The following is a 23,323-nucleotide window of genomic DNA, read 5'->3' as shown; positions in this document are numbered from 1 at the left end:
CGCGAAGCCCGCGGATCACAGCCCGCGGATCACGGTTTACGGCCCACTGCCCCGTACCCCGGGATGACCCCGTCCTCCTGCCCGGCAACCGGCTCGCCCAGTTCCGGGTGCCACAGATGGGGCACCGCGACGCCGGGATCGACCAGGTCGAGGCCGGCGAAGAAGCGGGCGAACTCATCGCGTGAGCGCAGGGCCAGGGTGACACCGGCGGCGCTGAGCTTCTCGGTGGCCGCCCGCGACTCCTCGGGCGTGAAGTCGGCCGTCGCGTGGGTCATCACCAGGTGACTTCCGGAAGGCAGCGCCGACAGCAGCCGGCCGACCAGGTCGTGCGCGCCGTCCTCGTCGGAGACGAAGTGCAGCAGCGCGACCAGGGACAGCGCGATGGGCCGGTCGAAGTCCAGGATCTTCCTGGCACCGTCCAGGATGGCGTCCGGATCCCGGACATCGGCCTGGAGGTACTCGGTCGCCCCGTCGGGCGTGCCGCGCAGCAGGGCCGCCGCGTGGGCCAGCACGATGGGGTCGTTGTCGCAGTAGACGACGCGGGCGTCGGACGCGGTCTCCTGGGCGACCTGATGGAGGTTGGGTTCGGTGGGGATACCGGTTCCGACGTCCAGGAACTGCCGTATGCCCTGACCGGTGAGCCAGCGGGTGGCCCGGTGCATGAAGGCGCGGTTCACCCTGGCCATCACCGGCACCCTCGGGTCGAGGGTGAGCATCTGCCGGCCCATCGCCTCGTCGACCGGGTAGTTGTCCTTGCCGCCGAGATACCAGTCGTACATCCGTGCGGGGTGCGGCCTACTCGTGTCGATCTCGGCGCGGTGCTGCCCGGTCATGACGAGCTCCAAGGTGTTGGGTTTTCCTGGCGAACGGTGACGAGAACGCTGACGGCGAAGGGTGACGGCGAAGGGCGTCGGCTACGGATGACGGTCGCGGGCGACGGCGGCGGGTGGTGACGGCGGGTGATCAACTCAGTGCCAAACAGTTTAGGAAGCAAACATCAACAGAGCGTGCGTTTCAGGCCAGCAGAAAGTCCGCCTCTCCCGCCTTCGCTCCCTCGATGAAGGCCGTCATCTCGGCGGAGGTGTAGATCAGCGCCGGCCCGTCGGGGTCGGTCGACTGCCGTACGGCGATCCGGCCGTCGGCGAGCTTCATCGCCTCCAGGCAGTTGCCCCCGTTTCCGCCGCTCCACGGCTTGTGCCAGCCCTCGCTGCCCAGCTCGCGGGCGGGCATGCCGTTGTAGATCCCTTCGCTGTGGGTCCCTTCGCCGAAGATCCCCTCGTGGCGGATCCGCTCGCTGCGGGTCCGCGGCGAGCGCTGGGGTTTGATGCGATTCATTCACAGCTCCTTGCGGAGATCCCGGAGGATCTCCTTCGTGCGATGTGCCGTGGCGGCCTGCGCCGCCATGCGGTCCATGACCTCGAGATGGGTCGCCACCTCGGCGCGCGCGTCGAGGTAGACGGCGCCGGTCAGGTACTCGCTGTAGACCATGTCCGGCAGCTCCGGCATGGCGAATCGGAAGAGCACGAAGGGCCCGTACGTGCCCGGGTGCGGCCCGTTGGAGAACGGGGCGACCTGCAGCGTCACATTGGGCAGCTTCGTGGCCTCCAGCAGTCTGTCGATCTGGGCGCGCATCACCTCGGGGCCCCCGACGGGGCGGCGCAGCGCGGTCTCGTCCATCACGACCCACAGCCTGGGCGCGTCCTCACGGGTGAGCAGTTCCTGGCGCCGCATGCGCAGGTCGACGTGGCGTTCGATGTCGTCGGGCCGGGTCTGCCCGATGGCTCCCGAGCGGAGCACCCCGCGCGCGTAGTCCTCGGTCTGCAGCACTCCGGGGACGAAGTGGGGCTCGTAGGAACGGATGAGGGAGGCCGCGCCCTCCAGGCTGACGTACATGGAGAACCAGCCCGGCAGGATGTCGTGGAAGCGCTGCCACCATCCGGGCTTGTTGGCGTCCTCGGCCAGCTGGACGAAGGCGTCGGCCTCCTCGTCGCCGATGCCGTAGGCCTTCAGCAGGAGTTGGAGGTAGGGGATCTTGAGGGCGACCTCGGCCATCTCCATCCGGCGGACCGTGGCGGGGGCGACGCGCAGGATGCGCGCGGCTTCCTCGCGTTTGAGGCCGGCTCGTTCCCTCAGGTCCAACAGGCGCCTGCCGAGGACAACCTGACCGACCGTCGGCGCGGACCGCGGCTCGCTCACCGCCCACCTCCTGAAGAGTCCCGAAAGAGTCCCGCGCGTCCATGTGCGGACAGCCCGGCGGCGCCATTCGAAGATCCGTTCGATAGTCCGGTCGGGCTCTCGGTGATCCGAAGTGGCGCCGCTCGACGTGCTGTTGCGAGCAGTGTGCCACGACCGTCCAGACCGTCACACAGCACTCTGCATTTTTCAGAGTGACACTTGCCAAGTGTTCCCGCCGGGGCGATAGTGGCAAGCGTGATTCCGTCCGCGCCCTTAGGAACAGACGCCGCCGCGGGCTCCCTGGGCCTCGGTGCCGCCATGGGAGCCGGCACTTCGGGGGCCGCCGCCGCCGAGCGCCGGTTCCGCTTCGAGCTGGCCGCCCATCCGGGCTCTGCCGCGCAGGCCAGACGCCTGACGCGCGCCCGGTTGAACGGCTGGTCGGTGTGTGAGGACACCTGCGACACCGCGGCCCTGGTGGTCTCCGAGCTGGTGACCAACGCGATCGTGCACACCGCGAGCAGACACATAGTGTGCGAGTTGCACGACGGCGCCGAGCTGGTCCGCATAGCCGTACGCGACGAGGGCTGCGCCCCCGGTCAGCCCCACCCGTCGGCCGATCAGCAGCCCGAGGACGAGCACGGCAGGGGGCTGCTTCTCGTCGACGCCCTGTGCGACGCCTGGGGCGCCCAGGAGCACGGCCCCGGACTGCTGGTCTGGGCCGAGCTGCCACGCCGGGCCGACGGGCCGCGCGATCCGTTGGAGCCCCACAACGACCTGGGCTGGGGCGCCCGCCCGAAACCCGGCCCCGCCGGCGGCACGGGTGACGACGGCGAGGCGGAGGGACGCCACCTCCGGGCGCACCGCGGGACGGAGACCGAATGGCTATGAGGGCCGCGTCCGGTGTGCGTCCGCTCGGCCTGGACACCCTGGTCCGCCTCCAGCGCGGGCTGGACGCCCCCGGGGCGCTCTCCGGGACTCCCCGGCGGCTGCCCGTGCCGGACGGCATGACGGCTCCGCTGGGCTGCGACGCCGTGACGGTGCCCGCCCGCTTCGGCCCTCTGGTGCTCCCTCGGCTGCCGCGCGTGGGCTGCGTCTACGCCGACGACGCGCACTGGTGGTGGATCGTCCCGTCCGACTCCGACTACGCCCTGGAGTGGCCCGTTCCCGCGCGGTACGCCACCGGCGCGGTCGTTCCCGACGCACCGGACGTTCCCGGCCTCATCCATCGCCCCGACGGCACGGTCCCCTACACCCCGCCCATACCGCTCTACCTCGCCCTGTGCCGGGTGACGAACACGACGCCCACATGGTCACGGCCGGTGAGCGCGTAGGCGCCGCCGCACGCTCAGACGGGCGAGCCGCCTGCGGCGTCACCGCGGACGATGACCAGGAACATGTCCGTGGCGAGGTCCATGACGACCTCGGCGGGCAGGCCCTCCAGACGTCGCGCGTTCGCGAACTCCTCCGCCGGCCAGGATCCTCGCGGTCCGCCGGCGGGAAAGCGCTCGAGCACCGTTCGCCCGTTCACCACCCCGCACCTCCATGTAGCGCTGTACTCGTAGAGTTAAACGCCAACCATGGAGCGAACGCCTCGCGCGGTGACGGTACTGAGACGTAGTTGACACTCGTTCACCGCAAAGTGTGAGAGGCACCTCAGCCGTTCGGGCCCTTTCGCTACGGTGCGTCTCAGTCCTCGTACTCGTCGTGGTAGCGGACTCTCTCGCTTCCCGCGGGCGCGCCGAGGGCCGAGGCGCGCCCCTCGGGTTTCTCCCACTGCTCCTGCCTGCCGAGCGCGGTCAGGTCGAGCAGGCTGGTGGTCGAGCCGAGGCCGTCGAGGCCGCGCTCGTACGTCGAGTAGGTGTGGAAGACCCGGTCGCGGTCGCGCAGGAAGCAGCTGAGGCCGGGCCGCTCGACGAGCTCGCCCTCGTGTTCGAGGGTCACCTCGAAGTCGGTGTTGAAGTCGCTGACGTAGGACGAGTACCAGGGCAGCGTCCAGCCCATCCGTGCCTTGAACGGCAGGATCCTCGGGTACGGCGCCCGGGAGACGGCCGCGAACGTCGTACCGCGGGCCCTCAGGTGCGCGAGGTGCCCTATCTGGTCCAGGAACGCCGAGCAGCTGCGGCAGCCGGCGTCCCACTCGGGCGCGAACATGAAGTGGTAAACGACAAGCTGGTCGCGCCCCTCGAAGAGGTCGAGCAGCGTGCCCTTGCCGTCGCCGCCCTCGAACACGTACTCCTTGTCGACCTCCACCATGGGCAGCCCGCGACGCTCGGCGTTGAGCGCGTCACGCGCGCGGGTGGCCGCCTTCTCCTTGACCAGTAAGGCCTCGCGCGCCGCGCGCCAGTCCGCGCGGGTGACGATCTCCGGCAGCGACATGGATCCAGCTCCTCCTGTGCGTTACGCAACGGTCCGTCGGGGTGGTGACCGACGGGCGGGGCAGAACTCATCGCGGCTCGGCAAGATTCTTTTCGGGTGGGCGGGGGGAAGCCGCTGACCTCGGTGTTCAGTTCCGTACGGCATTCAGTTCCGTACGGATGAAGTCCCGACCGGATCAAGTCCCGCACGGTTCAAGTCCCGCACGGTTCAAGTCCCGCACGAGCTCAGGTGTCGTACGGAGCTCAGGTGTCGTACTCCTGGACGCGCCGTCCGTGGCCGCGCTCGGTCAGGGCGGGCAGCCGCTCCCCCAGTTCCCGGACCACCGCGGGGACGTCGAGGGTCAGCAGCCGGCGGTCCCGCATGAGGACGCGCCCGTCGACGATCGTCGTGCGCACGTCCGCGGACCGCGCGCTGTGCACGAGGGTGGCGGCGAGGTCGTGCACGGGCTGGGTGTGCGGCCCGGTGAGGTCGACGAGCACGAGGTCGGCCCGCCGCCCCGGTGCGATGCGGCCGACGGTGTCACCGAGCCCGACCGCGTCGGCGCTCTGCAGCGTGGCGTGGTGCAGTGCCTGGCGGGAGGTCAGCCACCGCGGGTCGCCCTCGGTGGACTTCTGGATCAGGGACGTGAGCGCCATCGACTCCCACACGTCGAGGGAGTTGTTGGAGGCGGCGCCGTCCGTGGCGAGTCCCACGGGCACGCCGATGTCGCGCAGGGCGCGTACCGGTGTGGTGGTGGGCCAGGCGAACTTGAGGTACCCGCGGGGCGCGGTCGCCACGGCCGTACGCCCTTCCGCGCGCGCGAGGAGCGGCAGATCGGTCTCGACGATGCCGGTGCCGTGCGCGATGAGCACGTCGGTGTCGAGGATGCCGGTGCGCTCCAGGACCTGAATCGGGGTGACGCCGTGCCGGGCGAGGCTGGTCTCGGTCTGGTCGCGGTTCTCGGCGGCGTGGAGGTGCACGGACAGGCCGTGGTCGCGGGCGAGTTCCGCGGTGGCGGCGAGGTCGGTGTCGGTCACCGTGTAGGGGGCGTGCGGGGCGAGGGCGGTCGTGATCCGGCCGTCCGCGGCGCCCCGGTGCCGCACGGCGAACTCCAGCGACGCCTCCATCCCTTCCGGCCCCTGGGTGGAGAAGTACGCCTGCCCCAGCAGCGCCCGCATCCCGCACTCGGCGACCACGGTGGCAACCGCGTCCATGGCGAAGTAGTGGTCCGCGAACGTCGTCACGCCCGCGCGGATCATCTCGGCGCAGGCGAGCCGGGCGCCCAGCTCCACGTCGCGTTCGGTGAGGTTGGACTCGACGGGCCAGACGACATCGTTGAACCACTCCTCGGTGGGCAGGTCCTCGGCGAGTCCGCGCAGGGCGACCATCGGAGCGTGCGTGTGGCAGTTGATCAGACCGGGGAGGGCGACCTGGCCGCGTGCGTCGATGCGGTCGGCGGCGGGGAGGCCGGCCACGGCGGCGGCCGTCGTCACGGAATCGACGACTCCGTCCCGTACGACGACGGCCGCGTCCTCCTCGAAGCCGATCCGTTCCCGGTCGTCGTGGACGAGGACGGTACAGCCGGTGATCACCAGGTCGGCGGGCTGCTCACGGGAACCAGCGGGCTTCCGCTCCTCATGGAGATCTGTGGGCTTCGGCTTCTCATGGGAAGAAGGCGTCATCCCGTCAACGTACGGTCCGGCGTGCGGTCGGTTTGCGAGGCGCGGGAAGAACGGGCGGGTCCGGGTGGTGTGACGGTGAGCCGTGACGCGGGGGCCGGAGCGGCTGCTCCGCGCGGCGGCTCCGCACGGTCGGCGCCCGGGCCGGGGTGTCACATCCGACAGCACCTTCTCGACGAGGGCCGACGACTCGCGTGGAGTGATGGCCTGTGCCCGAAGGACGAGGATGCCGTACTGACCCTTGAGATACACCGGGAGACCCGCGCGCTCCCGGCCGCAACGATGGTCCACCGTAGCTCAACGCGCCTTCTGGACACCGCCGTTGGGCCACGCCACGTACACGGGGTCGTCTTGGCCCTGGGACGCCGTTGCCCGTGCGGAGGTACACGGCGGCGGACGTGGCCGATGTGCCGCTGGTCCGCGTACGGCGGTGACCCGGCTGCGGGACACTGACGCGCCGCGTCACCGCCGGGAACCGCGACGGGCCGGCTCCCCGCTGTGCGTCGCCGCCACGCGTCCCGCGACGCACTGGCCATCGGCCTCTTCCTCCCCGCGACGTCAGCCTTCCTCCATGGCCCCACGGAGCAGCCTCCCGGCACGCGTCACCGACCGCGCCAGGGCGTCCGGCCGGGGTGTCAGGTCCGCCAGCAGCACGTCGATCCCGCTCAGCCCGGCCCGCTCGACCAGCCCCTTCTCGTTGGTGACCCACTCCCCGCGGGCCGCCAGTACCGCGTGCGCCGTCTGGGTCGCGGCGAGGGCGATCGCGCCGGCGACCTGGGTGAGGGCGCCCTTGGGGGCGTGGCCCGCCTTGGCGTAGGCGAGGGTGGCGGTGGCCGCTCCGTACCAGTGCTCGGGGGCGGTGGTACGGAGGGCCTGCGGGTAGGCGGGGCGGGGAAGTTCGCCGCGCAGCACCTCGTTGATCGCCAGCTCCGCGACGACCAGGTACGTCGGGATGCCCGCCAGGTGGAACATCAGCGGCTCGACGGCGAAGCGTCCCGCCTCGGCCTCCGCCACCTCGTGCTCGACCACGTCGAGGTCGCGGTAGTGCAGGTCTACCCGGCGTTCGTCGATCGTCAGCCAGGCGCCGCCGTTGAAGACGCCGCCGCCCCAGGCGCCGATGTCGGAGACCTCCCCGGCCCAGCCGAGGGCGCGGACGTCGTCCGGGTCGAAGGCTCCCCGGTAGTAGACCGCCAGGTCCCAGTCGCTGTCGGGCCCGTGGGTGCCCTGGGCCCGGGAGCCGCCGAGGGTGACCGCCCGGACGGAGGGGAGGGCGGCGAGCCGGTCGGCTGTCGTGTCGAGGAAGGCCTGGTCCGTGAGGGTGGGCACTGCTTCGGGCTCCTGGCGGTGGGGCGGCGTGACGGACGCCGGAAGCCTAGGCGGCCCGGTCGCGGGCCGCGAGGGAAATTCGGATGCGGAGGCGGTCCGGAGAACGGACGATCGGGAAATCGCCCGTTCTCCGGACCGTCTCAGGAGCCCACGTGATCCAGCGCGTCACCGTGCCCGGCCTGTTTCCGCCGCCCACCTACTCCCACGCCTCCGTCGTCGAGGTCGGGACGAGGCTCGCCTTCCTGGCCGGCTCGGTTCCACTCGACGCGGAGGGGAAGCTGGTCGGGGAGGGCGACCCGGTCCGTCAGGCCGAGCAGGTGATCGCGAACCTCACCGAGCAGTTGCGCGCGGTCGGGAGCGAGCTGAGGCACGTGCTCTCGACCGATGTGTACGTGGTGAGTGGTGAGACCGCCGACCTGTCCGCCGTCTGGGACGTCGTCGAGGCGTCCGGGCTCAGTACCGGCCCGCACTCCTCGACGCTGCTCGGGGTGAACTGCCTCGGGTATCCGGGGCAGCTGGTGGAGATCACGGCGACCGCGGTCGTGCCGGAGGAGACACGTCCGTGAGCCGGGAGGGAAGCGAACCGGTCGTCCTGCGGCGGGCGGACGGCGCCGACGCCCGTGCGGCGGCCGGCGTCTGGCTGCGTTCCTTCACCGCCGCGCTGCCCACCGTGGTCCGGCCCCGCACCGACGACGAGGTTCAGGGCTACTTCCGTCACGTGCTGGTCCCGCTGCGCGAGACATGGGTGGCGGAGGCCGCCGGCCGTGATGTCGTCGGCGTGATGGTGCTGGAGGAGGGGGAGCTGGCGCAGTTGTATCTCGCGCCGGACTGGCGCGGGCGCGGTATCGGGGACCGGTTCGTCGCACTGGCCAAGGAACGCAGGCCGGACGGGCTTTCGCTGTGGACCTTCCAGGTCAACGCGCCCGCGCACCGCTTCTACGAACGGCACGGGTTCACGGCCGTGGAGTGGACGGACGGCGCCGGGAACGAGGAACGGGAGCCGGACGTGCGGTACGTGTGGCGGCCGTAGGGCGCGGATTGGGGGGCCGGGCGGGCCGGACGCGCCCCACGGCCCGTCAGGCGCCTGCGCGCGCGTACCTGTCCGTCGCCGCCACCAGTACGTCGTCACCGATCGCTCCGGCGTCGTGTCCGGCCTCGTCCACGATCACCAGTTCGCTGTCCGGCCAGGCGTGGTGGAGCCGCCATACGACGCCCAGGAGGTTGCCGAAGTCGAGGCTGCCCTGCACCAGGGTGCCGGGGATGCCCTTCAGCAGGTGCGCGTCCCTGAGGACCACGCCCTCGTCGTCGCCGTCGCCGTCACCGAGGAAGTGGTCGTTGCCCCAGTAGTGCGTGACGGTACGTGCGAAGCCCATGCGGAACTCCGGGTCCTCGAACCGGGCGACCGAGCGCGGCGGCGCGGGGATCACCGCCGTCTCCCAGTCGGTCCAGGCACGGGCGGCCCGGGTTCGGACTTCGGCGTCGGGCGACTCCAGCAGCCGGTTGTACGCGGCGGCCGGGTTGCCGTCGCGTTCGTCCGCGGGCAGTTCGGCGAGGAACCGCTCGTGGGCCTCGGGGAAGATCTTCCCCAACCCTCGGGTCATGAGGGCCACTTCGGCGTGGGAGCCGGTCGCGACCCCGGTCAGCACCAGCTCGGACACCACCCCCGGGTGGGTCTGCGCGTACCGCAGTCCCAGTACCGACCCCCACGACACGCCCCACACCAACCAGCGTTCGATGCCCAGGTGGGCGCGCAACCGTTCCAGGTCCGCCATGAGGTGGGCGGTCGTGTTGACGCTCATGTCGGTGTCGTACTCGCTCGCCCGGGGGACCGACCGTCCGGCGCCGCGCTGGTCGAGGAGCACGATCCGGTAGGCGGCCGGGTCGAAGTACCGTCTGAGGTTCGGGCTCGTGCGGGATCCCGGCCCACCGTGCAGCACCAGCGCGGGCTTGCCGTGCGGGTTCCCGCAGGTCTCCCAGTGGACACGGTTGCCGTCTCCGACGTCGAGCATACCGTGGTCGTACGGTTCGATCTCCGGATACAGGCCCATCGGGGCACCGTAGCGCCCTCGGCCCGGGATGCTCATCCTCTTTACCGGATGGGCAACCCCCTTACCGGGTGGGCGGTCCCGCCGCTCTTCATCGGGTGGGCAGCCCCGCCGCCTCGGCCGCCGTGCGCAGCGCCTCCCGGAGCATCTCGGGGGTGAGCCGGCCGGTGAACGTGTTGCGCTGGCTGACGTGGAAGCAGCCGAAGAGGTGCAGGCCGGTCCCGTCGGGGGCGTCCAGCATGACGTGCCCGCCGTGCGCGAAGGCTGGGCGGGGGCGGGGCACCGGCCAGCCCGCCTCGGCGAACGCGGGCAGCGCCGCCTGCCAGCCGAACCCGCCGAGGACCACCACGGCCCGCAGCGTCGGCCGTAGCAGACCCAGCTCCTGGACGAGCCAGGGACGACAGGTGTCGCGCTCGGCGGGGGTGGGCTTGTTGGCGGGCGGCGCGCAGTGCACCGGCGAGGTGACGCGCACGCCGTACAGTTCGAGGCCGTCGTCGGCGCAGACGGCGGTGGGCTGGGACGCGAGGCCCACGTCGTACAGCGCCCGGTACAGCACGTCTCCGGAACGGTCACCGGTGAACATCCGGCCGGTGCGGTTGCCGCCGTGGGCCGCCGGGGCGAGTCCGACGATCAGCAGACGCGCGTCCGGCGGTCCGAAGCCCGGTACCGGCCTGCCCCAGTACGTCCAGTCGGCGAAGGCCGCCCGCTTGGTGCGGGCCACCTCCTCCCGCCAGTCGACCAGCCGCGGACAGGCCCGGCACCCCGCGATCCGCTGGTCGAGTACGGAGAGGCCGCTGGTTTCCCCGCTGGTGTCCATGCTTCCACCGTAAAACCGTCCCCGGAACACGTCGGGATGCGAGGCCACCGAGCCACCGGGCCACTCAGCCGCCGGGTCACTGAGCCGCCGGGCCGCCGCGGGCCGATCGCCGGACCGCGCGCGACAGGGCGGGGCGGGAACCGTGTGACGTCCTCCACCGCTCTGGGTGGTCACCGCGCGCTGTCGGCGCCGCCCCCTGCCCCTGGCGGCAGCCGCGAGTTGTTCAGTGGGACGGAGCAGGTTACTGAACAACCAGGCGGGTGCTGGACTCGGTGCAGCGGGGCACCGACCGACCGCCTCGGCTCCGAGCGCACCGGTGCCGTGCCTGCGCTCCGACGGCTCAGGAACTCCCCCGCCGTACCGTTTCCGCTCGACCGGAGGACAATGACGTGAACCCTATCCGTCGACTGACAGCCACCACCCTGGTGACCACCGCCGGTACCGCCGGTATGCGCCGGCGGGCCGCGACGACTGCCGTGACGCTGACGATGGCGGGCACACTCGGCTTCGGCGTCATGACACCGGTGGCGTCTGCCGCCAACGGGCCCTGCTACGACGGGCGCTGCAAGATCACCGTGTCGGCGCCCAGGACCATCAAGGTCGACAGCCGCACGTTCGGGTTCGGGAAGTTGAAGATCACGAGTGTCAGCTCCCGGTCCGTGAAGATGTCGGCCGCCGACGGGCGCCTCAGCGGCAGCTCCAGCCCTGGTGGCACCGTCAAGTTCAACAACCTGAAGATCTGGGTGAAGGCGGTCTCCGGCAACAAGGCCAAGCTCCAGCTGTTCCCCACGCGGTACTGAGCCTGTCGTCGAGCCCCGGCGCCGCGCGTTCGTCGCGCGCCGGGGTTCGTCGCGCGCCGGGGTTCGTCGCGCGCCGGCCAGCGGACGCGGCCGGGCCCACCGAAACTGGGGCCCCTCTCGCCGGGCCGGGCGGTTAAGGTCGAGCCATGGCTTCCGAGCATGACGAGGACTGGAACGGCGGGGCGGCCGCCCCGCAGGGCGCCACCGGGACGACGCACGGGGCGACGGCCGGGTCGACGGCCGACCGAAGGACCGACGGCACGGTCGGCCCGAAGGGCACCGCGCAGCAGCCCGACCCGGGTGGCGAGGGCGCCGCTGCCGCCGCCCAGGCCCCGGACCCCAAGACCGCCGCCGCGATCGCCGCGGCCGAGGCGGCCGGGCCGAAGGACGGCGAGAGCGTCCGCGTGGACAGCTGGATCTGGGCCGTCCGCCTCTTCAAGACCCGCTCCCTCGGCTCGACCGCCTGCCGAGGCGGCCATGTCCGGGTGAACGGCGAGCGTGTGAAACCCGCGTACTCACTGCGCGTCGGCGACGAGGTGCGCCTGCGGCAGGAGGGCAGGGAACGCGTCGTCGTCGTGAAGCGGCTGATCCGCAAGCGCGTCGGTGCCCCGGTCGCCGCGCAGTGCTACATCGACAACTCCCCGCCGCCCCCGCCCCGCGAGGCCGTCGCCCCGGCCGGCATCCGCGACCGCGGCGCCGGCCGCCCGACCAAGCGAGACCGCCGCGAGCTGGAGCGCCTGCGCGGACTGGAAAGCCTGAGCCGCGCCCGTAGGGACGCCGAGACCAAGCCTGATCAGATCTGATCTGATCTGATCTGCCCTGATCGGATCAGAGTTGAGCCGAGCCAAGCCGAGCGGTGCATGACGCTGTCAGGGCTGATGCCGTCCGGGAATCGGCCCACTCGCCGGCCCGGAACTCATCGCCGGTCCGCTGTCCCGGGCACGCGAACCGCCCTCACCCAGGTCCCGTCGTCGGTGAGATACCGGTCCACCCCGAGCCCCTCCTCCCCCAGTGCCTCCTCGGACTGCTCCGTGGTCAGCGGCCGGGCCAGGAAGGTCTGTGTCCAGACCCATGGGACGGAGACCCGCCGTCAGAACGGAAACCAGCCGTGTCCGATGTACCAGTGGCCGCCGGCCCGCAGGTGGTCCCCGACGGCCCGCTCCACCGAGGTGCGCCGCGGCAGCCCCTCGGCCGGCAGGCAGGGGTTCCCGAAGACGAAACGGACGGGTTCCTCGTCGGCCGGCGCAGTGTCCTCGCACGCCACCCGGAAGCGTTCCTGGAACCGGACGATGTTGGAGTCCGCGGCCAGGTACCTCTTCAGCTGAGGGTCGAGGAGCCAGGACTGGCACATCGCGGCTCGATAGGTCTCCTCGGGGAAGTGCCGTCGGAAGAAGTCCCCGGCCAGTGTGAGCGAGCGGTCGCAGGCGGCCGGCGTGAGCGGGCCGCGGTAGTCCGGGATGTGCAGGTTCAGGCAGGCCTCACCGGGCATCGCGTCCAGCCCGGCCGCCCGCAGCACCGGTGCCGCGCGCTGCCCGACCGTGGCCCGCTCGAACTGCAGCCGCCCCAGTTGGTACAGCTCTCCCCGGAAGTGGTGCACCAGCCACTGCGGCGCCCGCACCCCGCCCGTGCCGTGCCGCCTGCGGTGGCTCGCCATGTTCCGTCCCAGGTCGGCGAGGGTGTGTCGGGTGACCTCGGCCGGAATGCCGCGCTCCTGGTGGTACGCGCGTGTGTACGGCAGCGCCGCGACGAACACGTACGCGGCGAAGTACGCGCCCAGCGCCTGGGGCGCCTCGGTCAGACGCTCCCCGAACCGCCGCACACCCTCCCGGTTCCCGGCGTCCCCGGCCACGTCCCCGAGGTCCCGGACCAGTTCCAGGACGCACTCCTCCAGCAGCCGCGTCACTCCGGCGTCGTGCGCCACCGCCCCGCTCAGTCCCACCAGTGTGTTGATGTCCTCGTGCGGCACCGCCAGGTCGAGCAGTACCTCGGGCAGGCCGTCGGCGTCCGGCAGGGCTGGTCCGTCCGGTGGCACGGTCGCTTCCCCCTCTTTCCGCGCTCGTCATTCCCCGCTCGTCGTCTCCCGGAGTATGTTTTCCACAGGAGTGGCGATCCGATGCGTACCGGCAGTGAACCGACCACCGCGCGCAGTGCCCTGCGGGCGCGTTTCTGGCTGAGTGTGTGGGGCCTGGTCTGGGCGATCTTCGGCACGGCCGCCTTCGCGCTCACCGGGCGGCTGGGATGGGCGCTCGCGTGCGGAGTGCTGTGGCTCGTCGTCACGGTCGACCTGACCGTGATCATCCGGCACCTCCGCCAAGGCCCCCACTACCAGCCCGGCCCGGACATCCCGCCGTACCGGCCGCCGCACAGCCCGCCGTACCCACCCACGTACGGGCCTCCGTACACGCCCCCGTACAGGCCTCCGAAGAGCTGACCGTCAGGAGTCGAACCGCGCCTGCTCCAGATACTCCGGATTCGGGTCCAGAGCCGCCGCCAGCCGGAAGTGGCGCCGGGCCTGGTCGTGGCAGCCACGGCGCTCATAGGTGCGGGCGAGTGCGAAGTGCGCGAACGCGTTGTCCGGCTCCCGCTCCAGGACGATCGTGAACTCCAGCTCGGCCGGTCTCAGTTGCGCCGCCGCGAAGAAGGCACGCGCGCGCAGCAGCCGCGCGGCAGTGCTCTCGGGATGTGCGGCGATGACCCCGTCGAGCAGTTTCACCGCGCCTTGGGGATCCCGCGCCGCAAGCAGTTGCTCGGCGGCGCGGAAGTCGATGACGTCCGTCTCCGGGGTACGTCCGGTCGAACCGCTGGTCTCGGGCACGGCAGAGTCCTTCCCTCACTGAAGGGGATCAACGCCCGCGCGGGGACCGCTATTCCTGGGGCGACCGGGGCGACCGGGAGCCCCGGCCCGCCCGGGAGCCGCAGAGCCGCCGGAGTCACGGAACCACCGGAACCACCGGAACCACCGAAGTAAGGCCTCCGGGCCGGCCGGCCGCGCCGCTCAGCGCGCTGCGTGCGCCCGGCGGGTCAGTTCGGCCCACACCTCTTCCACGCGGGCCCGCAGCTCGTCCAGTGGCACGTCGTTGTCGATGACCACGTCCGCGATCTCCCGCCGCTGCTCGCGCGTCGCCTGGGCGGCCATGCGCGCGCGTGCGTCCTGCTCGGTCATGCCGCGCAGCCGTACGAGTCGGTCGAGCTGGGTGGCGGGGTCGGCGTCCACGACGACCACGACGTCGTACTGCGGCGCCAGACCGTTCTCCGTGAGCAGGGGGACGTCGTGGACGACGACGGCGTCGGCGGAGGCGGCCTCCTCGAGGGCACGGGAACGGGCGCCGACCAGGGGGTGCACGATCGAGTTCAGCGAGGCCAGCTTCTCCGGGTCGGCGAACACGATCGAGCCGAGTCTCGGCCGGTCCAGGCTGCCGTCCTCGGCGAGGACGTCCTCGCCGAACGCCTCCACGACCGCCGCGAGCCCGGGCGTCCCCGGCGCGACGACCTCGCGTGCGATCCGGTCCGCGTCGATCAGTACGGCGCCGTGCTCGACGAGCAGCCGTGACACCTCGCTCTTGCCGGCGCCGATTCCGCCGGTCAGGCCCACCTTCAGCATGAGCGGAAGCTTAGGGCCTGCCGGTGCCGTCCCGTCCGGCCGGCCGGCGAGGCGACGAAGCGGCGTCAGCCGTCGCCCTCCCGCTCCGCCAGGAATCGTTCGAACTCGCGGCCGATCTCGTCCGCCGACGGGATCTCGACGGGCTCGGCGAGCATGTTGCCGCGGGTCTCGGCGCCCGCGGCGGCGTCGTACTGGTGCTCCAGGCCCTGCACGAGGGCGGTGAGTTCCTCGTCGCCCTGCTGGACCTGCCGGTCGATCTCCGTCTGGGTGCGGTGGGCGTCCGTGCGCAGGGAGTGCGCGATGCCCGGCAGGACCAGGCCGGTCGCGGCGGTGATCGACTCCAGGGCGGTCAGCGCCGCGTCCGGGTACGGGGAGCGGGCGATGTAGTGCGGCACGTGCGCGGCGATGCCCAGCACCTCGTGGCCGGCCTGCATGAGCCGGTACTCGACGAGCGCCTCGGCGCTGCCGGGGACCTGCGCCTCCTCGAAGGGGCTGCGGTGGCCCGGTACCAGGTCGGTGCGGTTGCCGTGCGGGGTGATGCCGACGGGGCGGGTGTGCGGGACGCCCATGGGGATGCCGTGGAAGCTGACCGCGAGGCGGACGCCGAGCCTCTCGACGATCTGCTGTACGGCTGCGGCGAAGCGCTCCCATTCGACGTCCGGCTCGGGACCCGACAGCAGCAGGAAGGGCGCTCCGGTGGCGTCCTGGACGACCCGCACCTCGATGGTGGGTTCCTCGTAGTCCGTCCAGGAGTCCTGCTTGAAGGTCAGCAGCGGCCGGCGTGCCCGGTAGTCCACGAGCCGGTCGTGGTCGAAGCGTGCGACGACCTGGTGGGGCAGCGAGTCGAGGACCTGGTCGACGATCTGGTCGCCGGTCTCGCCGGCGTCGATGTATCCGTCGAAGTGGTAGAGCATGACCAGCCCCGCCGACTCCTGGGCGAGTGCCATGTCGACGACGGCCAAGCCCTTCGGCTCCCATGCGTACAAACCCTGCGGATCAAGCACAGTGACCGCTCCCCTCCTGGTGTTCGTACGCAACAACAAGGGGCCGGGCCCGGGCATTCCCCGTCCGCGCGCCGAACGGGCGGAGGCCCGGAGCGAGGTGGACACGCCGAGGGCCCGCACCCCGGAAAGGGTGCGGGCCCTCGGTTCACGAGCTACCGCTCGATGGTGAGCTGCTGCTCAGCCTGCGTTCAGCTCTGGCCGCCGGCCAGCTTCTCGCGCAGCGCGGCCAGCGCCTCGTCCGACGCCAGGGCGCCGGAGTTGTCGCCGCCCTCGGAGGAGTACGAGCCGCCGCCGCCACCACCGGACGCGGCCGGAGCCGCACCCGCGGTGTCGACACCCTCGGCAGCGGCCTTCTCGTCCGCCTCGCGGGACTTGATGACCTGCGCCTGGTGCTGCTCGAAGCGCTGCTGCGCCTCGGCGTACTGGGTCTCCCACGCCTCGCGCTGGGTCTCGTAGCCCTCGAGCCAGTCGTTGGTCTCGGGGTCGAAGCCCTCGGGGTAGATGTAGTTGCCCTGGTCGTCGTACGACGCGGCCATGCCGTACAGGGTCGGGTCGAACTCGACCGCCGACGGGTCGGCACCGAAGGCCTCGTTGGCCTGCTTCAGCGAGAGGCTGATGCGGCGACGCTCGAGGTCGATGTCGATGACCTTGACGAAGATCTCGTCGTTGACCTGGACGACCTGCTCCGGGATCTCCACGTGGCGCTCGGCCAGCTCGGAGATGTGGACCAGACCCTCGATGCCCTCGTCCACGCGGACGAACGCACCGAACGGCACCAGCTTCGTGACCTTGCCGGGCACGACCTGGCCGATCTGGTGGGTGCGGGCGAACTGCTGCCACGGGTCTTCCTGGGTCGCCTTCAGCGACAGGGAGACACGCTCGCGGTCCATGTCGACGTCGAGGACCTCGACGGTGACCTCCTGGCCGACCTCGACAACCTCGGACGGGTGGTCGATGTGCTTCCAGGACAGCTCGGAGACGTGGACCAGACCGTCGACGCCACCCAGGTCCACGAAGGCACCGAAGTTGACGATCGAGGAGACGACGCCGGACCGCACCTGACCCTTCTGGAGGGTGGTGAGGAAGGTCTGGCGGACCTCGGACTGGGTCTGCTCCAGCCAGGCACGGCGGGACAGGACCACGTTGTTGCGGTTCTTGTCCAGCTCGATGATCTTCGCCTCGAGCTCCTTGCCCACGTAGGGCTGGAGGTCGCGGACACGGCGCATCTCGACCAGGGAGGCCGGGAGGAAGCCGCGGAGGCCGATGTCGAGGATGAGACCACCCTTGACGACCTCGATGACGGTACCGGTGACGATGCCGTCCTCTTCCTTGATCTTCTCGATGGTGCCCCAGGCACGCTCGTACTGGGCGCGCTTCTTCGAGAGGATCAGGCGGCCTTCCTTGTCCTCCTTCTGGAGAACAAGGGCCTCGATCTCGTCACCGACGGCGACGACCTCGTTGGGGTCGACGTCGTGCTTGATCGAGAGCTCGCGGCTCGGGATGACACCTTCGGTCTTGTAACCGATGTCGAGCAGGACCTCGTCCCGGTCGACCTTCACGATGACGCCGTCGACGATGTCGCCGTCGTTGAAGTACTTGATCGTTTCGTCGATCGCGGCGAGGAAAGCTTCCTCGTTACCGATGTCGTTGACCGCAACCTGCGGGGTGGTGGCGGTGGTCTCGGTGCTGCTCGTCATGTGGGAAAGGGCTCCGGTACGGACATTGAAGTCGTAGGTACTGCTTACGCCGGGAGCCCGTTTCGCTCTGCAGAAGCCGGACAGCCAAGGAAGTGTCACCGAAACCAGGGGTGACACCTCGAGAACCGAGGGGACATACAACAGATGCGAGCGCGACCTGCTACGTCTGAGGTGCGCAGGCCCGCAGCGCAACTTGTAGCATACGGGGGCAGCCGGGCAGGGTCAATGCGCGAAGCCGCACACCCGGGGCGGATCGTCGCATACCCGGCACAAAAGCCGTCTCCCGAGGCCACGCGAACCCCGGACGTCCCTTGCGCGACACGCGGGACAGGCGGCGCAGAAGAGTCAGCAGAACAAGTACGAGGAGCCGGTCATCCAAGAGCCCGAAGCGTCCGACGCCGCAGCAGCCGAACCGGAGGCCACCCGGCGTGCCGCCGGTGTCACGGAGAGCTCCCGCGCCAACCGCGGCTGGTGGGACCGGAACGCGGACGAGTACCAGGTCGAGCACGGCACCTTCCTCGGCGACGACCGCTTCGTGTGGTGTCCCGAAGGGCTGGACGAGGTGGAGGCCGAGCTGCTCGGCCCTCCGGAGGACCTGAAGGGCAAGGACGTCCTCGAGATCGGTGCCGGCGCCGCCCAGTGCTCGCGCTGGCTGACCGTCCAGGGTGCCCGGCCGGTGGCCCTGGACCTCTCCCACCGCCAGCTCCAGCACGCCCTGCGGATCGGCGGTGCCTTCCCCCTGGTCTGCGCCGACGCGTCCGCGCTGCCCTTCGCGGACGGCTCCTTCGACCTGGCGTGCTCGGCGTACGGGGCGCTGCCCTTCGTCGCCGACCCGCGGCTGGTGCTGCGGGAGGTGCGCCGGGTGCTGCGGCCCGGGGGCCGCTTCGTCTTCTCCGTCACGCACCCGCTGCGCTGGGCGTTCCCGGACGAGCCGGGCCCGGAGGGACTGTCGGTGTCCGCCTCCTACTTCGACCGCACGCCGTACGTCGAGCAGGACGACGAGGGCCGCGCGGTGTACGTCGAGCACCACAGGACGCTCGGCGACCGTGTCCGGGACGTCGTGACGTCGGGGTTCCGGCTGGTGGATCTGGTGGAGCCGGAGTGGCCGGAGTGGAACACCTCCGAATGGGGCGGCTGGTCACCGCTGCGCGGGCATCTCATCCCGGGGACGGCGATCTTCGTGTGCGAGCGCGACTGAATGCCCTGAATCCACGCCCGCTTGCGTGCGCACGCGCGTGACCGGTGGTTTCGCCGGCGTACGACACTGGGGGCGTGATCCGTTACGACGCCCTGGACGCCCTGCCCGTACGCGGTGCCCTGCCCGCACTGCACGACGCCCTGGAGGGGCACGGCACCGCGGTGCTGGTCGCCCCGCCCGGCACCGGCAAGACGACACTGGTGCCGCTCGCGTTGGCCGGCCTGCTGGGCGAGGGGCCCGAGCGGCGTGTGGTGGTGGCCGAGCCGCGGCGGATCGCGGCGCGGGCGGCGGCCCGGCGGATGGCGTGGCTGCTGGGTGAGCAGCCCGGCGCGAGCGTCGGGTACACCGTGCGCGGCGAACGGGTCGTCGGACGGCACACGCGCGTGGAGGTCGTCACGACCGGTGTGCTGTTGCAGCGGCTCCAGCGGGACCAGGAGCTGACGGGCGTCGACGTGGTGGTGCTCGACGAGTGCCACGAGCGGCATCTGGACGCGGACACGACGGCGGCGTTCCTGTGGGACGTGCGTCAGGCGCTGCGGCCGGAGCTGCGGCTGGTGGCGGCGTCGGCCACGACCGACGCGGAGGGCTGGGCCCGGCTCCTGGGCGGGGCGCCGGTCGTCGAGGCGCGGGGCGTGTCGTACCCCGTGGAGGTGGTGTGGGCCCCGCCGGTGCGTCCGGTGAGGCCGCCGCACGGGATGCGGGTGGACCCGGCGCTGCTCGCGCACGTGGCGTCGGTGGTGCGGCGGGCGCTGGCCGAGCGGGACGGGGACGTGCTGTGCTTCCTGCCGGGCGTCGGGGAGATCGCCCGGGTCGCCGGACAGCTCGGGGGCCTCGGGGGTGTCGACGTGCTCCAGGTGCACGGGCGGGCGCCGGCGGCCGTGCAGGACGCGGTGCTGGTTCCCGGGGCGCGGCGCCGGGTGGTGCTGGCGACCTCGGTGGCCGAGTCGTCGCTGACGGTGCCGGGCGTGCGGGTGGTCGTGGACGCGGGGCTGGCGCGGGAGCCGCGGGTGGACCACGCGCGCGGACTGAGCGCGCTGACGACGGTACGCGCCTCCCGGGCAGCGGCGCGGCAGCGTGCCGGGCGGGCGGGGCGTGAGGCTCCGGGTGTGGTGTACCGCTGCTGGGCGGAGGCGGAGGACGCCCGTCTGCCGCGGTTCCCGGCGCCGGAGATCAAGGTGGCCGACCTGACGGCGTTCGCGTTGCAGGCGGCCTGCTGGGGCGATCCCGACGCGTCCGGGCTGGCGCTGCTCGATCCACCGCCGGGCGGGGCGATGGCGGCGGCCCGGTCGGTGCTGACGGCCGTGGGCGCGGTGGACTCCGCCGGCCGGGCCACCGGCCGGGGTGTACGGCTGACCCGTCTCGGCCTGCATCCGCGGCTGGGGCGGGCGCTGCTCGACGCGGGCGCGTCGCGTGCGGTCGTCGAGGTGGTCGCCCTGCTCAGTGAGGAACCGCCGCGGGAGTACGGGGACGACCTCGCGTCCGCGCTGAGGGCCGCCCGGCGTGCGGGTGACGCCTATGGGACGCGGTGGCGGAGCGAGGTGCGGCGGCTGCGGGGCGCCGTGGGGCAGGGGGACGGCCGGGGGGAGCCGGGCCTCACCGAGGACGCTCTCGCCGGGCTGGTGGCCGCTCTGGCCTTCCCCGAACGGGTGGCCAGGAAGGACGGCGGTTCGTACCTGATGGTCTCCGGCACCCGGGCCGAGCTGCCGGAGGCGTCGGCGCTGCGGGGCGCGCCGTGGATCGCCGTCGCCGTGGCCGACCGGCCCGTGGGAAAGGGGCACGCGCGCGTGCAGCTCGGGGCGGTCGTCGACGAGGCGACGGCCCGGCTCGCGGCGGGGGCGCTGCTGGAGGAGCGGGACGAGGTGCACTGGGGCGGCGGCGACGTCGTGGCCCGGCGTGTCGAACGGCTCGGGGCGGTGGAACTCGCGGTACGGCCGCTGACCGGCGCCGACCCGGGTCTCGTACGGCACGCGCTGCTGGAGGGGCTGCGGCAGGAGGGGCTCGGGTTGCTGCGCTGGTCGGCCGAGGCCGACGTGCTGCGCAAGCGGCTCGCCTTTCTGCGGCTGCGGCTCGGCGACCCCTGGCCCGACGTCGGCGACGAAGCGCTGCACGCGCGCGTGGACGAGTGGCTGGAACCCGAGCTGAGCCGGGCCCGGCGGCGGGCCGACCTGGCGCGGATCGACGCCGGGCAGGCGCTGGCGCGGCTGCTGCCCTGGGCCGGTGGGGAGGCCGCGCGGCTCGACGAACTCGCCCCGGAGCGGATCGTCGTGCCCAGTGGGTCAAGGATCCGGATCGACTACGGAGACCCCCGGCAGCCGGTCCTCGCGGTGAAGTTGCAGGAGATGTTCGGTCTCCAGCACTCGCCGGAGATCGCCGGGGTGCCGCTCCTCGTCCATCTCCTCTCCCCCGCCGGCCGCCCGGCCGCGGTCACCGCCGACCTGGCCTCCTTCTGGAAGGACGGCTACAGGGGCGTACGGGCGGAGCTGCGCGGCCGGTACCCGAAGCATCCGTGGCCCGAGGACCCGGCCACCGCGGAGCCGACGCGGCACACCAAGGCCCGGCTCGCGAAGTGAGCGGGTGGCGACGCGCCGAGGGGCGCCCCGGCGGAGGGCGCCCCTCGGTCGTTCGCGCGGGTGCCGCGCCTACGCTTCCGGCTCCGTCGACGGCTCGGTGGACGGGCTGGGCGAGGCGTCGGGCGATTCGGGGGACGGGCTCGGCGTCGGCTCCGCCTCGGCCACCTTCAGCTGGACGTTGGCCGTGGCGCCGCCCGCGGTGGTCAGACGCAGCACGAACGTGCCGCTGGTGTCGTCCGCGTACAGCTTCGGCAGCGTCAGCAGGCCCTTGGCGTCGGTCTTCAGGCCGGTCAGGGTGCGGACGGCCTTGCCGTCGGTGTCCTTGAAGTAGGGGCCCTTGTCGTTCTCGGCCGGGTCGAGAACCGACTTGACGAGCGTGGCGGTGACGGCGACCTTGTCGGCGGCGGCGCCCCTGTGCGTGGCCCTCACCTCGACCCGGTCGGCGAACTCGCCGCCCGGCGTGCACGTCAGGGCGGTGTCGCTGGTGCGCGCGAGGGTGTCGGCGACGCGCTCGGTGACGGTGGCCTTGTAGTCGAGACCGACGGTGCGGCCCACGACGGTGGCACGGACGGTGAACCCGCCGGTCTTCTCACCCGCCACCAGCGAGGGCGCGACGGCCACGCCGGAGGCGTCGGTGATGACCGCGGCGACCTTCTCACCGCCGGTGAAGGTGGCGTCCGTGTCGCCCACGACGGTGAAGCGGATCCGCACCTTGCCGACGGCCTTTCCGCCCTTGGTCTCGGCTCGGGTGCTGATCCTGTTGGCGAACGTGTCGCCCGCGGTGGCGGTGAGGCCCGTGGTGCCGGCGTTCTCCAGGTGGTGCACCGTGTCGGTGGGGGTCGGGGTCTCGGACGGTGTTCCCGGATCGGACGGGTCGGACGAACCGGGGTCCGGGGAGCCGGTGCCGGGGTCCGAAGGCTCGGCGGGCTCGGTGGGCTTGACCGGCTTCTCGGGGGTGGGCGTCGTCGTGCCCGGGGCCCGGGGGCCGGTGGTCGCGCCGGTTCCGCCGGGCGAGGGGCTGGGCCCGGTCACGTCCTTGTCGTCGTCGCTGCGGCCCACGGGCAGGGTGCCGGTGCCGTCCGGGATCTCGTGGGTGCCCTTGCGGTAGTGCTCCAGCCAGGACAGGACCGTACGCAGGTAGTCCTGTGAGTTGTTGTAGCTGAGGATCGCGCGGTCGAGGTCGGCCTGGGTGGACAGGTCCCAGCCGAAGCGGCACAGGTAGTGGCCGGCGGCGAGCGCGGCGTCGTAGATGTTGTTGGGGTCTTCCTTGCCGTCGGCGTTGCCGTCACGGCCGGCCCAGGCCCAGGTGGACGGGATGAACTGCATGGGGCCGACGGCGTTGTCGTAGGCGCTGTTGCCGTCGTAGACGCCGTTGTCGGTGTCCTTGATGAGCGCGAAGCCGTTGCCGTCGAGCTGGGGGCCGATGATGGGGCTGGTCGTGGTGCCGTCGGCGTTGACGCGACCGCCTCGGGCCTGGCCCGATTCCACCTTGCCGATGGCGGCGAGGAGTTGCCACGGCAGGTTGCAGCCGGGCTTGGACTGGCGCAGCGCCGCCTCGGCCTTCTTGTAGGCGTCGAGGACGGTCGCCGGAATGCCCGCCTCGGACGTGCCCCGGGAGGCGGGGGTGCCGATGGTCGGTGCGGGGCTCGGGCTGTTGAGCGGCGGCAGGTCCGTGTAGTACGGCGAGTTGCCGGTGGCGCTCTCCGTGGGGGGCGTGTCGGATGCCGGCACGTTGTCGGCGGTGGTCTGTCTGCCGTGGGCGTCGGCCGTCACGTGGGGAGCCTGGGACGCGGACAGGGCCGCGACCGCGACCGCCGCGACGGTGGTGGTGACCGCCGCCTTGCGGAGTCTCCTGTCGAACTGCGCCGCCATAGAGTGAACCCCTCCCGTGGACGCCTGCGCGTCTGTCTCTGTCAGCCTTCGGCTGTCCCGCCGTCGTACCCGCCCTGTTGTGACGACCGGTCGGTGGCGGTGGTCGCACCGCAACTTTCCGAGCGTGATGTTCGTCTGTCCGACCAGTACGGTGCCGCAGGCGACCCTACGACAACTTGCTTTG

Annotated in this window: 24 protein-coding genes and 1 pseudogene; 9 read left to right on the top strand and 16 right to left on the bottom strand. The window is 72.0% G+C overall.

Annotation, left to right across the window (positions count from 1 at the left end; all coding sequences use genetic code 11):
• Positions 1–29: 29 nt before the first annotated feature.
• The 3 genes from ACZ7G3_RS10755 to ACZ7G3_RS10745 all read right to left on the bottom strand — a co-directional run bounded on the left by ACZ7G3_RS10755 (position 30) and on the right by ACZ7G3_RS10745 (position 2,196).
• The gene (locus ACZ7G3_RS10755) at positions 30–833 is read right to left on the bottom strand and encodes an SAM-dependent methyltransferase (protein WP_470924737.1); all 804 of its coding nucleotides are present in this window, start codon (positions 831–833) and stop codon (positions 30–32) included.
• Between the two features lie 181 nt (positions 834–1,014).
• The gene (locus ACZ7G3_RS10750) at positions 1,015–1,335 is read right to left on the bottom strand and encodes a DUF397 domain-containing protein (RefSeq protein WP_470924736.1); all 321 of its coding nucleotides are present in this window, start codon (positions 1,333–1,335) and stop codon (positions 1,015–1,017) included.
• Positions 1,336–2,196: a helix-turn-helix domain-containing protein gene (locus ACZ7G3_RS10745; RefSeq protein WP_426598290.1), complete on the bottom strand. Its 861-nt coding sequence runs from the start codon at positions 2,194–2,196 to the stop codon at positions 1,336–1,338. It lies immediately after the preceding gene.
• Between the two features lie 225 nt (positions 2,197–2,421).
• On the opposite strand from ACZ7G3_RS10745, the gene ACZ7G3_RS10740 reads away from it, so the two are divergent.
• Both ACZ7G3_RS10740 and ACZ7G3_RS10735 read left to right on the top strand, forming a co-directional pair.
• Positions 2,422–3,063 carry an ATP-binding protein gene (locus tag ACZ7G3_RS10740; protein ID WP_470924734.1) on the top strand — a complete coding sequence of 214 codons (642 nt, stop codon included), beginning with the start codon at positions 2,422–2,424 and terminating at the stop codon, positions 3,061–3,063.
• Complete coding sequence (locus ACZ7G3_RS10735; RefSeq protein ID WP_426598292.1) at positions 3,054–3,506, top strand: hypothetical protein; 453 nt, start codon at positions 3,054–3,056, stop codon at positions 3,504–3,506. The genes ACZ7G3_RS10740 and ACZ7G3_RS10735 overlap by 10 nt, the downstream gene beginning before the upstream one ends.
• Positions 3,507–3,520: 14 nt before the next feature.
• On the opposite strand, the gene ACZ7G3_RS10730 is transcribed toward ACZ7G3_RS10735, so the two are convergent.
• The 4 genes from ACZ7G3_RS10730 to ACZ7G3_RS10715 all read right to left on the bottom strand — a co-directional run bounded on the left by ACZ7G3_RS10730 (position 3,521) and on the right by ACZ7G3_RS10715 (position 7,535).
• Positions 3,521–3,703 (bottom strand): hypothetical protein, encoded by a 183-nt coding sequence (locus ACZ7G3_RS10730; protein WP_426598453.1) that lies wholly within the window; start codon positions 3,701–3,703, stop codon positions 3,521–3,523.
• A gap of 158 nt (positions 3,704–3,861) precedes the next feature.
• Complete coding sequence (locus tag ACZ7G3_RS10725) at positions 3,862–4,551, bottom strand: DUF899 domain-containing protein (protein WP_426598293.1); 690 nt, start codon at positions 4,549–4,551, stop codon at positions 3,862–3,864.
• Between the two features lie 242 nt (positions 4,552–4,793).
• On the bottom strand, positions 4,794–6,212 hold the full coding sequence (locus tag ACZ7G3_RS10720; protein WP_470924731.1) for an amidohydrolase: 1,419 nt from the start codon (positions 6,210–6,212) through the stop codon (positions 4,794–4,796).
• Positions 6,213–6,767: 555 nt separating this feature from the next.
• Positions 6,768–7,535 (bottom strand): nucleotidyltransferase domain-containing protein, encoded by a 768-nt coding sequence (locus tag ACZ7G3_RS10715; protein ID WP_470924729.1) that lies wholly within the window; start codon positions 7,533–7,535, stop codon positions 6,768–6,770.
• Positions 7,536–7,687: 152 nt separating this feature from the next.
• Here ACZ7G3_RS10715 and ACZ7G3_RS10710 point away from each other — a divergent pair, with 152 nt between their 5' ends.
• Together ACZ7G3_RS10710 and ACZ7G3_RS10705 are read left to right on the top strand one after the other, a co-directional pair.
• Positions 7,688–8,101 carry a RidA family protein gene (locus ACZ7G3_RS10710; RefSeq protein WP_470924728.1) on the top strand — a complete coding sequence of 138 codons (414 nt, stop codon included), beginning with the start codon at positions 7,688–7,690 and terminating at the stop codon, positions 8,099–8,101.
• Complete coding sequence (locus tag ACZ7G3_RS10705) at positions 8,098–8,565, top strand: GNAT family N-acetyltransferase (RefSeq protein WP_470924726.1); 468 nt, start codon at positions 8,098–8,100, stop codon at positions 8,563–8,565. Before ACZ7G3_RS10710 ends, ACZ7G3_RS10705 begins: the two co-directional genes overlap by 4 nt.
• 46 nt (positions 8,566–8,611) lie before the next feature.
• Here ACZ7G3_RS10705 and pip read toward each other — a convergent pair whose 3' ends face one another.
• Both pip and ACZ7G3_RS10695 read right to left on the bottom strand, forming a co-directional pair.
• Positions 8,612–9,583 (bottom strand): prolyl aminopeptidase, encoded by a 972-nt coding sequence (gene pip, locus ACZ7G3_RS10700; protein WP_470924724.1) that lies wholly within the window; start codon positions 9,581–9,583, stop codon positions 8,612–8,614.
• An 88-nt stretch (positions 9,584–9,671) separates the two neighbouring features.
• Positions 9,672–10,397: a uracil-DNA glycosylase gene (locus tag ACZ7G3_RS10695; RefSeq protein WP_470924722.1), complete on the bottom strand. Its 726-nt coding sequence runs from the start codon at positions 10,395–10,397 to the stop codon at positions 9,672–9,674.
• A 389-nt stretch (positions 10,398–10,786) separates the two neighbouring features.
• Here ACZ7G3_RS10695 and ACZ7G3_RS10690 point away from each other — a divergent pair, with 389 nt between their 5' ends.
• Together ACZ7G3_RS10690 and ACZ7G3_RS10685 are read left to right on the top strand one after the other, a co-directional pair.
• Positions 10,787–11,197, top strand: coding sequence for a hypothetical protein (locus ACZ7G3_RS10690; RefSeq protein ID WP_470924720.1), 411 nt, complete (start codon positions 10,787–10,789; stop codon positions 11,195–11,197).
• Positions 11,198–11,343: 146 nt separating this feature from the next.
• Positions 11,344–12,000, top strand: a complete 657-nt coding sequence (locus ACZ7G3_RS10685) for an RNA-binding S4 domain-containing protein (RefSeq protein WP_470924718.1) — start codon at positions 11,344–11,346, stop codon at positions 11,998–12,000.
• Between the two features lie 113 nt (positions 12,001–12,113).
• On the opposite strand, the pseudogene ACZ7G3_RS10680 reads toward ACZ7G3_RS10685, so the two are convergent.
• Positions 12,114–12,266: pseudogene (locus ACZ7G3_RS10680) on the bottom strand (SAM-dependent methyltransferase); the annotation flags it as partial.
• A gap of 21 nt (positions 12,267–12,287) precedes the next feature.
• Positions 12,288–13,229, bottom strand: a complete 942-nt coding sequence (locus ACZ7G3_RS10675) for an acyltransferase domain-containing protein (RefSeq protein WP_470924716.1) — start codon at positions 13,227–13,229, stop codon at positions 12,288–12,290.
• An 81-nt stretch (positions 13,230–13,310) separates the two neighbouring features.
• On the opposite strand from ACZ7G3_RS10675, the gene ACZ7G3_RS10670 reads away from it, so the two are divergent.
• Positions 13,311–13,628: a DUF6343 family protein gene (locus ACZ7G3_RS10670; RefSeq protein ID WP_426598303.1), complete on the top strand. Its 318-nt coding sequence runs from the start codon at positions 13,311–13,313 to the stop codon at positions 13,626–13,628.
• Between the two features lie 3 nt (positions 13,629–13,631).
• Here ACZ7G3_RS10670 and ACZ7G3_RS10665 read toward each other — a convergent pair whose 3' ends face one another.
• From ACZ7G3_RS10665 to rpsA, 4 genes are all read right to left on the bottom strand, one after another.
• Positions 13,632–14,012: a tetratricopeptide repeat protein gene (locus ACZ7G3_RS10665; protein WP_426526142.1), complete on the bottom strand. Its 381-nt coding sequence runs from the start codon at positions 14,010–14,012 to the stop codon at positions 13,632–13,634.
• A gap of 180 nt (positions 14,013–14,192) precedes the next feature.
• Positions 14,193–14,798 (bottom strand): dephospho-CoA kinase, encoded by a 606-nt coding sequence (gene coaE, locus ACZ7G3_RS10660; RefSeq protein ID WP_470924713.1) that lies wholly within the window; start codon positions 14,796–14,798, stop codon positions 14,193–14,195.
• Between the two features lie 65 nt (positions 14,799–14,863).
• Positions 14,864–15,802, bottom strand: a complete 939-nt coding sequence (locus ACZ7G3_RS10655) for a PAC2 family protein (protein ID WP_426598305.1) — start codon at positions 15,800–15,802, stop codon at positions 14,864–14,866.
• Between the two features lie 188 nt (positions 15,803–15,990).
• Positions 15,991–17,499, bottom strand: a complete 1,509-nt coding sequence (gene rpsA, locus ACZ7G3_RS10650) for a 30S ribosomal protein S1 (protein ID WP_373902114.1) — start codon at positions 17,497–17,499, stop codon at positions 15,991–15,993.
• A gap of 373 nt (positions 17,500–17,872) precedes the next feature.
• Between rpsA and ACZ7G3_RS10645 the strand changes: the two genes are divergently transcribed.
• Positions 17,873–18,697 carry a class I SAM-dependent methyltransferase gene (locus tag ACZ7G3_RS10645; protein WP_426526192.1) on the top strand — a complete coding sequence of 275 codons (825 nt, stop codon included), beginning with the start codon at positions 17,873–17,875 and terminating at the stop codon, positions 18,695–18,697.
• Positions 18,698–18,771: 74 nt separating this feature from the next.
• Complete coding sequence (gene hrpB / locus ACZ7G3_RS10640; protein ID WP_470924710.1) at positions 18,772–21,267, top strand: ATP-dependent helicase HrpB; 2,496 nt, start codon at positions 18,772–18,774, stop codon at positions 21,265–21,267.
• Between the two features lie 69 nt (positions 21,268–21,336).
• Here hrpB and ACZ7G3_RS10635 read toward each other — a convergent pair whose 3' ends face one another.
• The gene (locus ACZ7G3_RS10635; protein WP_470924708.1) at positions 21,337–23,139 is read right to left on the bottom strand and encodes a lytic transglycosylase domain-containing protein; all 1,803 of its coding nucleotides are present in this window, start codon (positions 23,137–23,139) and stop codon (positions 21,337–21,339) included.
• Between the last annotated feature and the right edge of the window lie 184 nt (positions 23,140–23,323).

The sequence above is a fragment of the Streptomyces sp. NPDC037271 genome (assembly GCF_055603605.1).
Note: the sequence above shows the minus strand (reverse complement) of the source record. Positions and strands in the feature narration are given on the sequence as shown.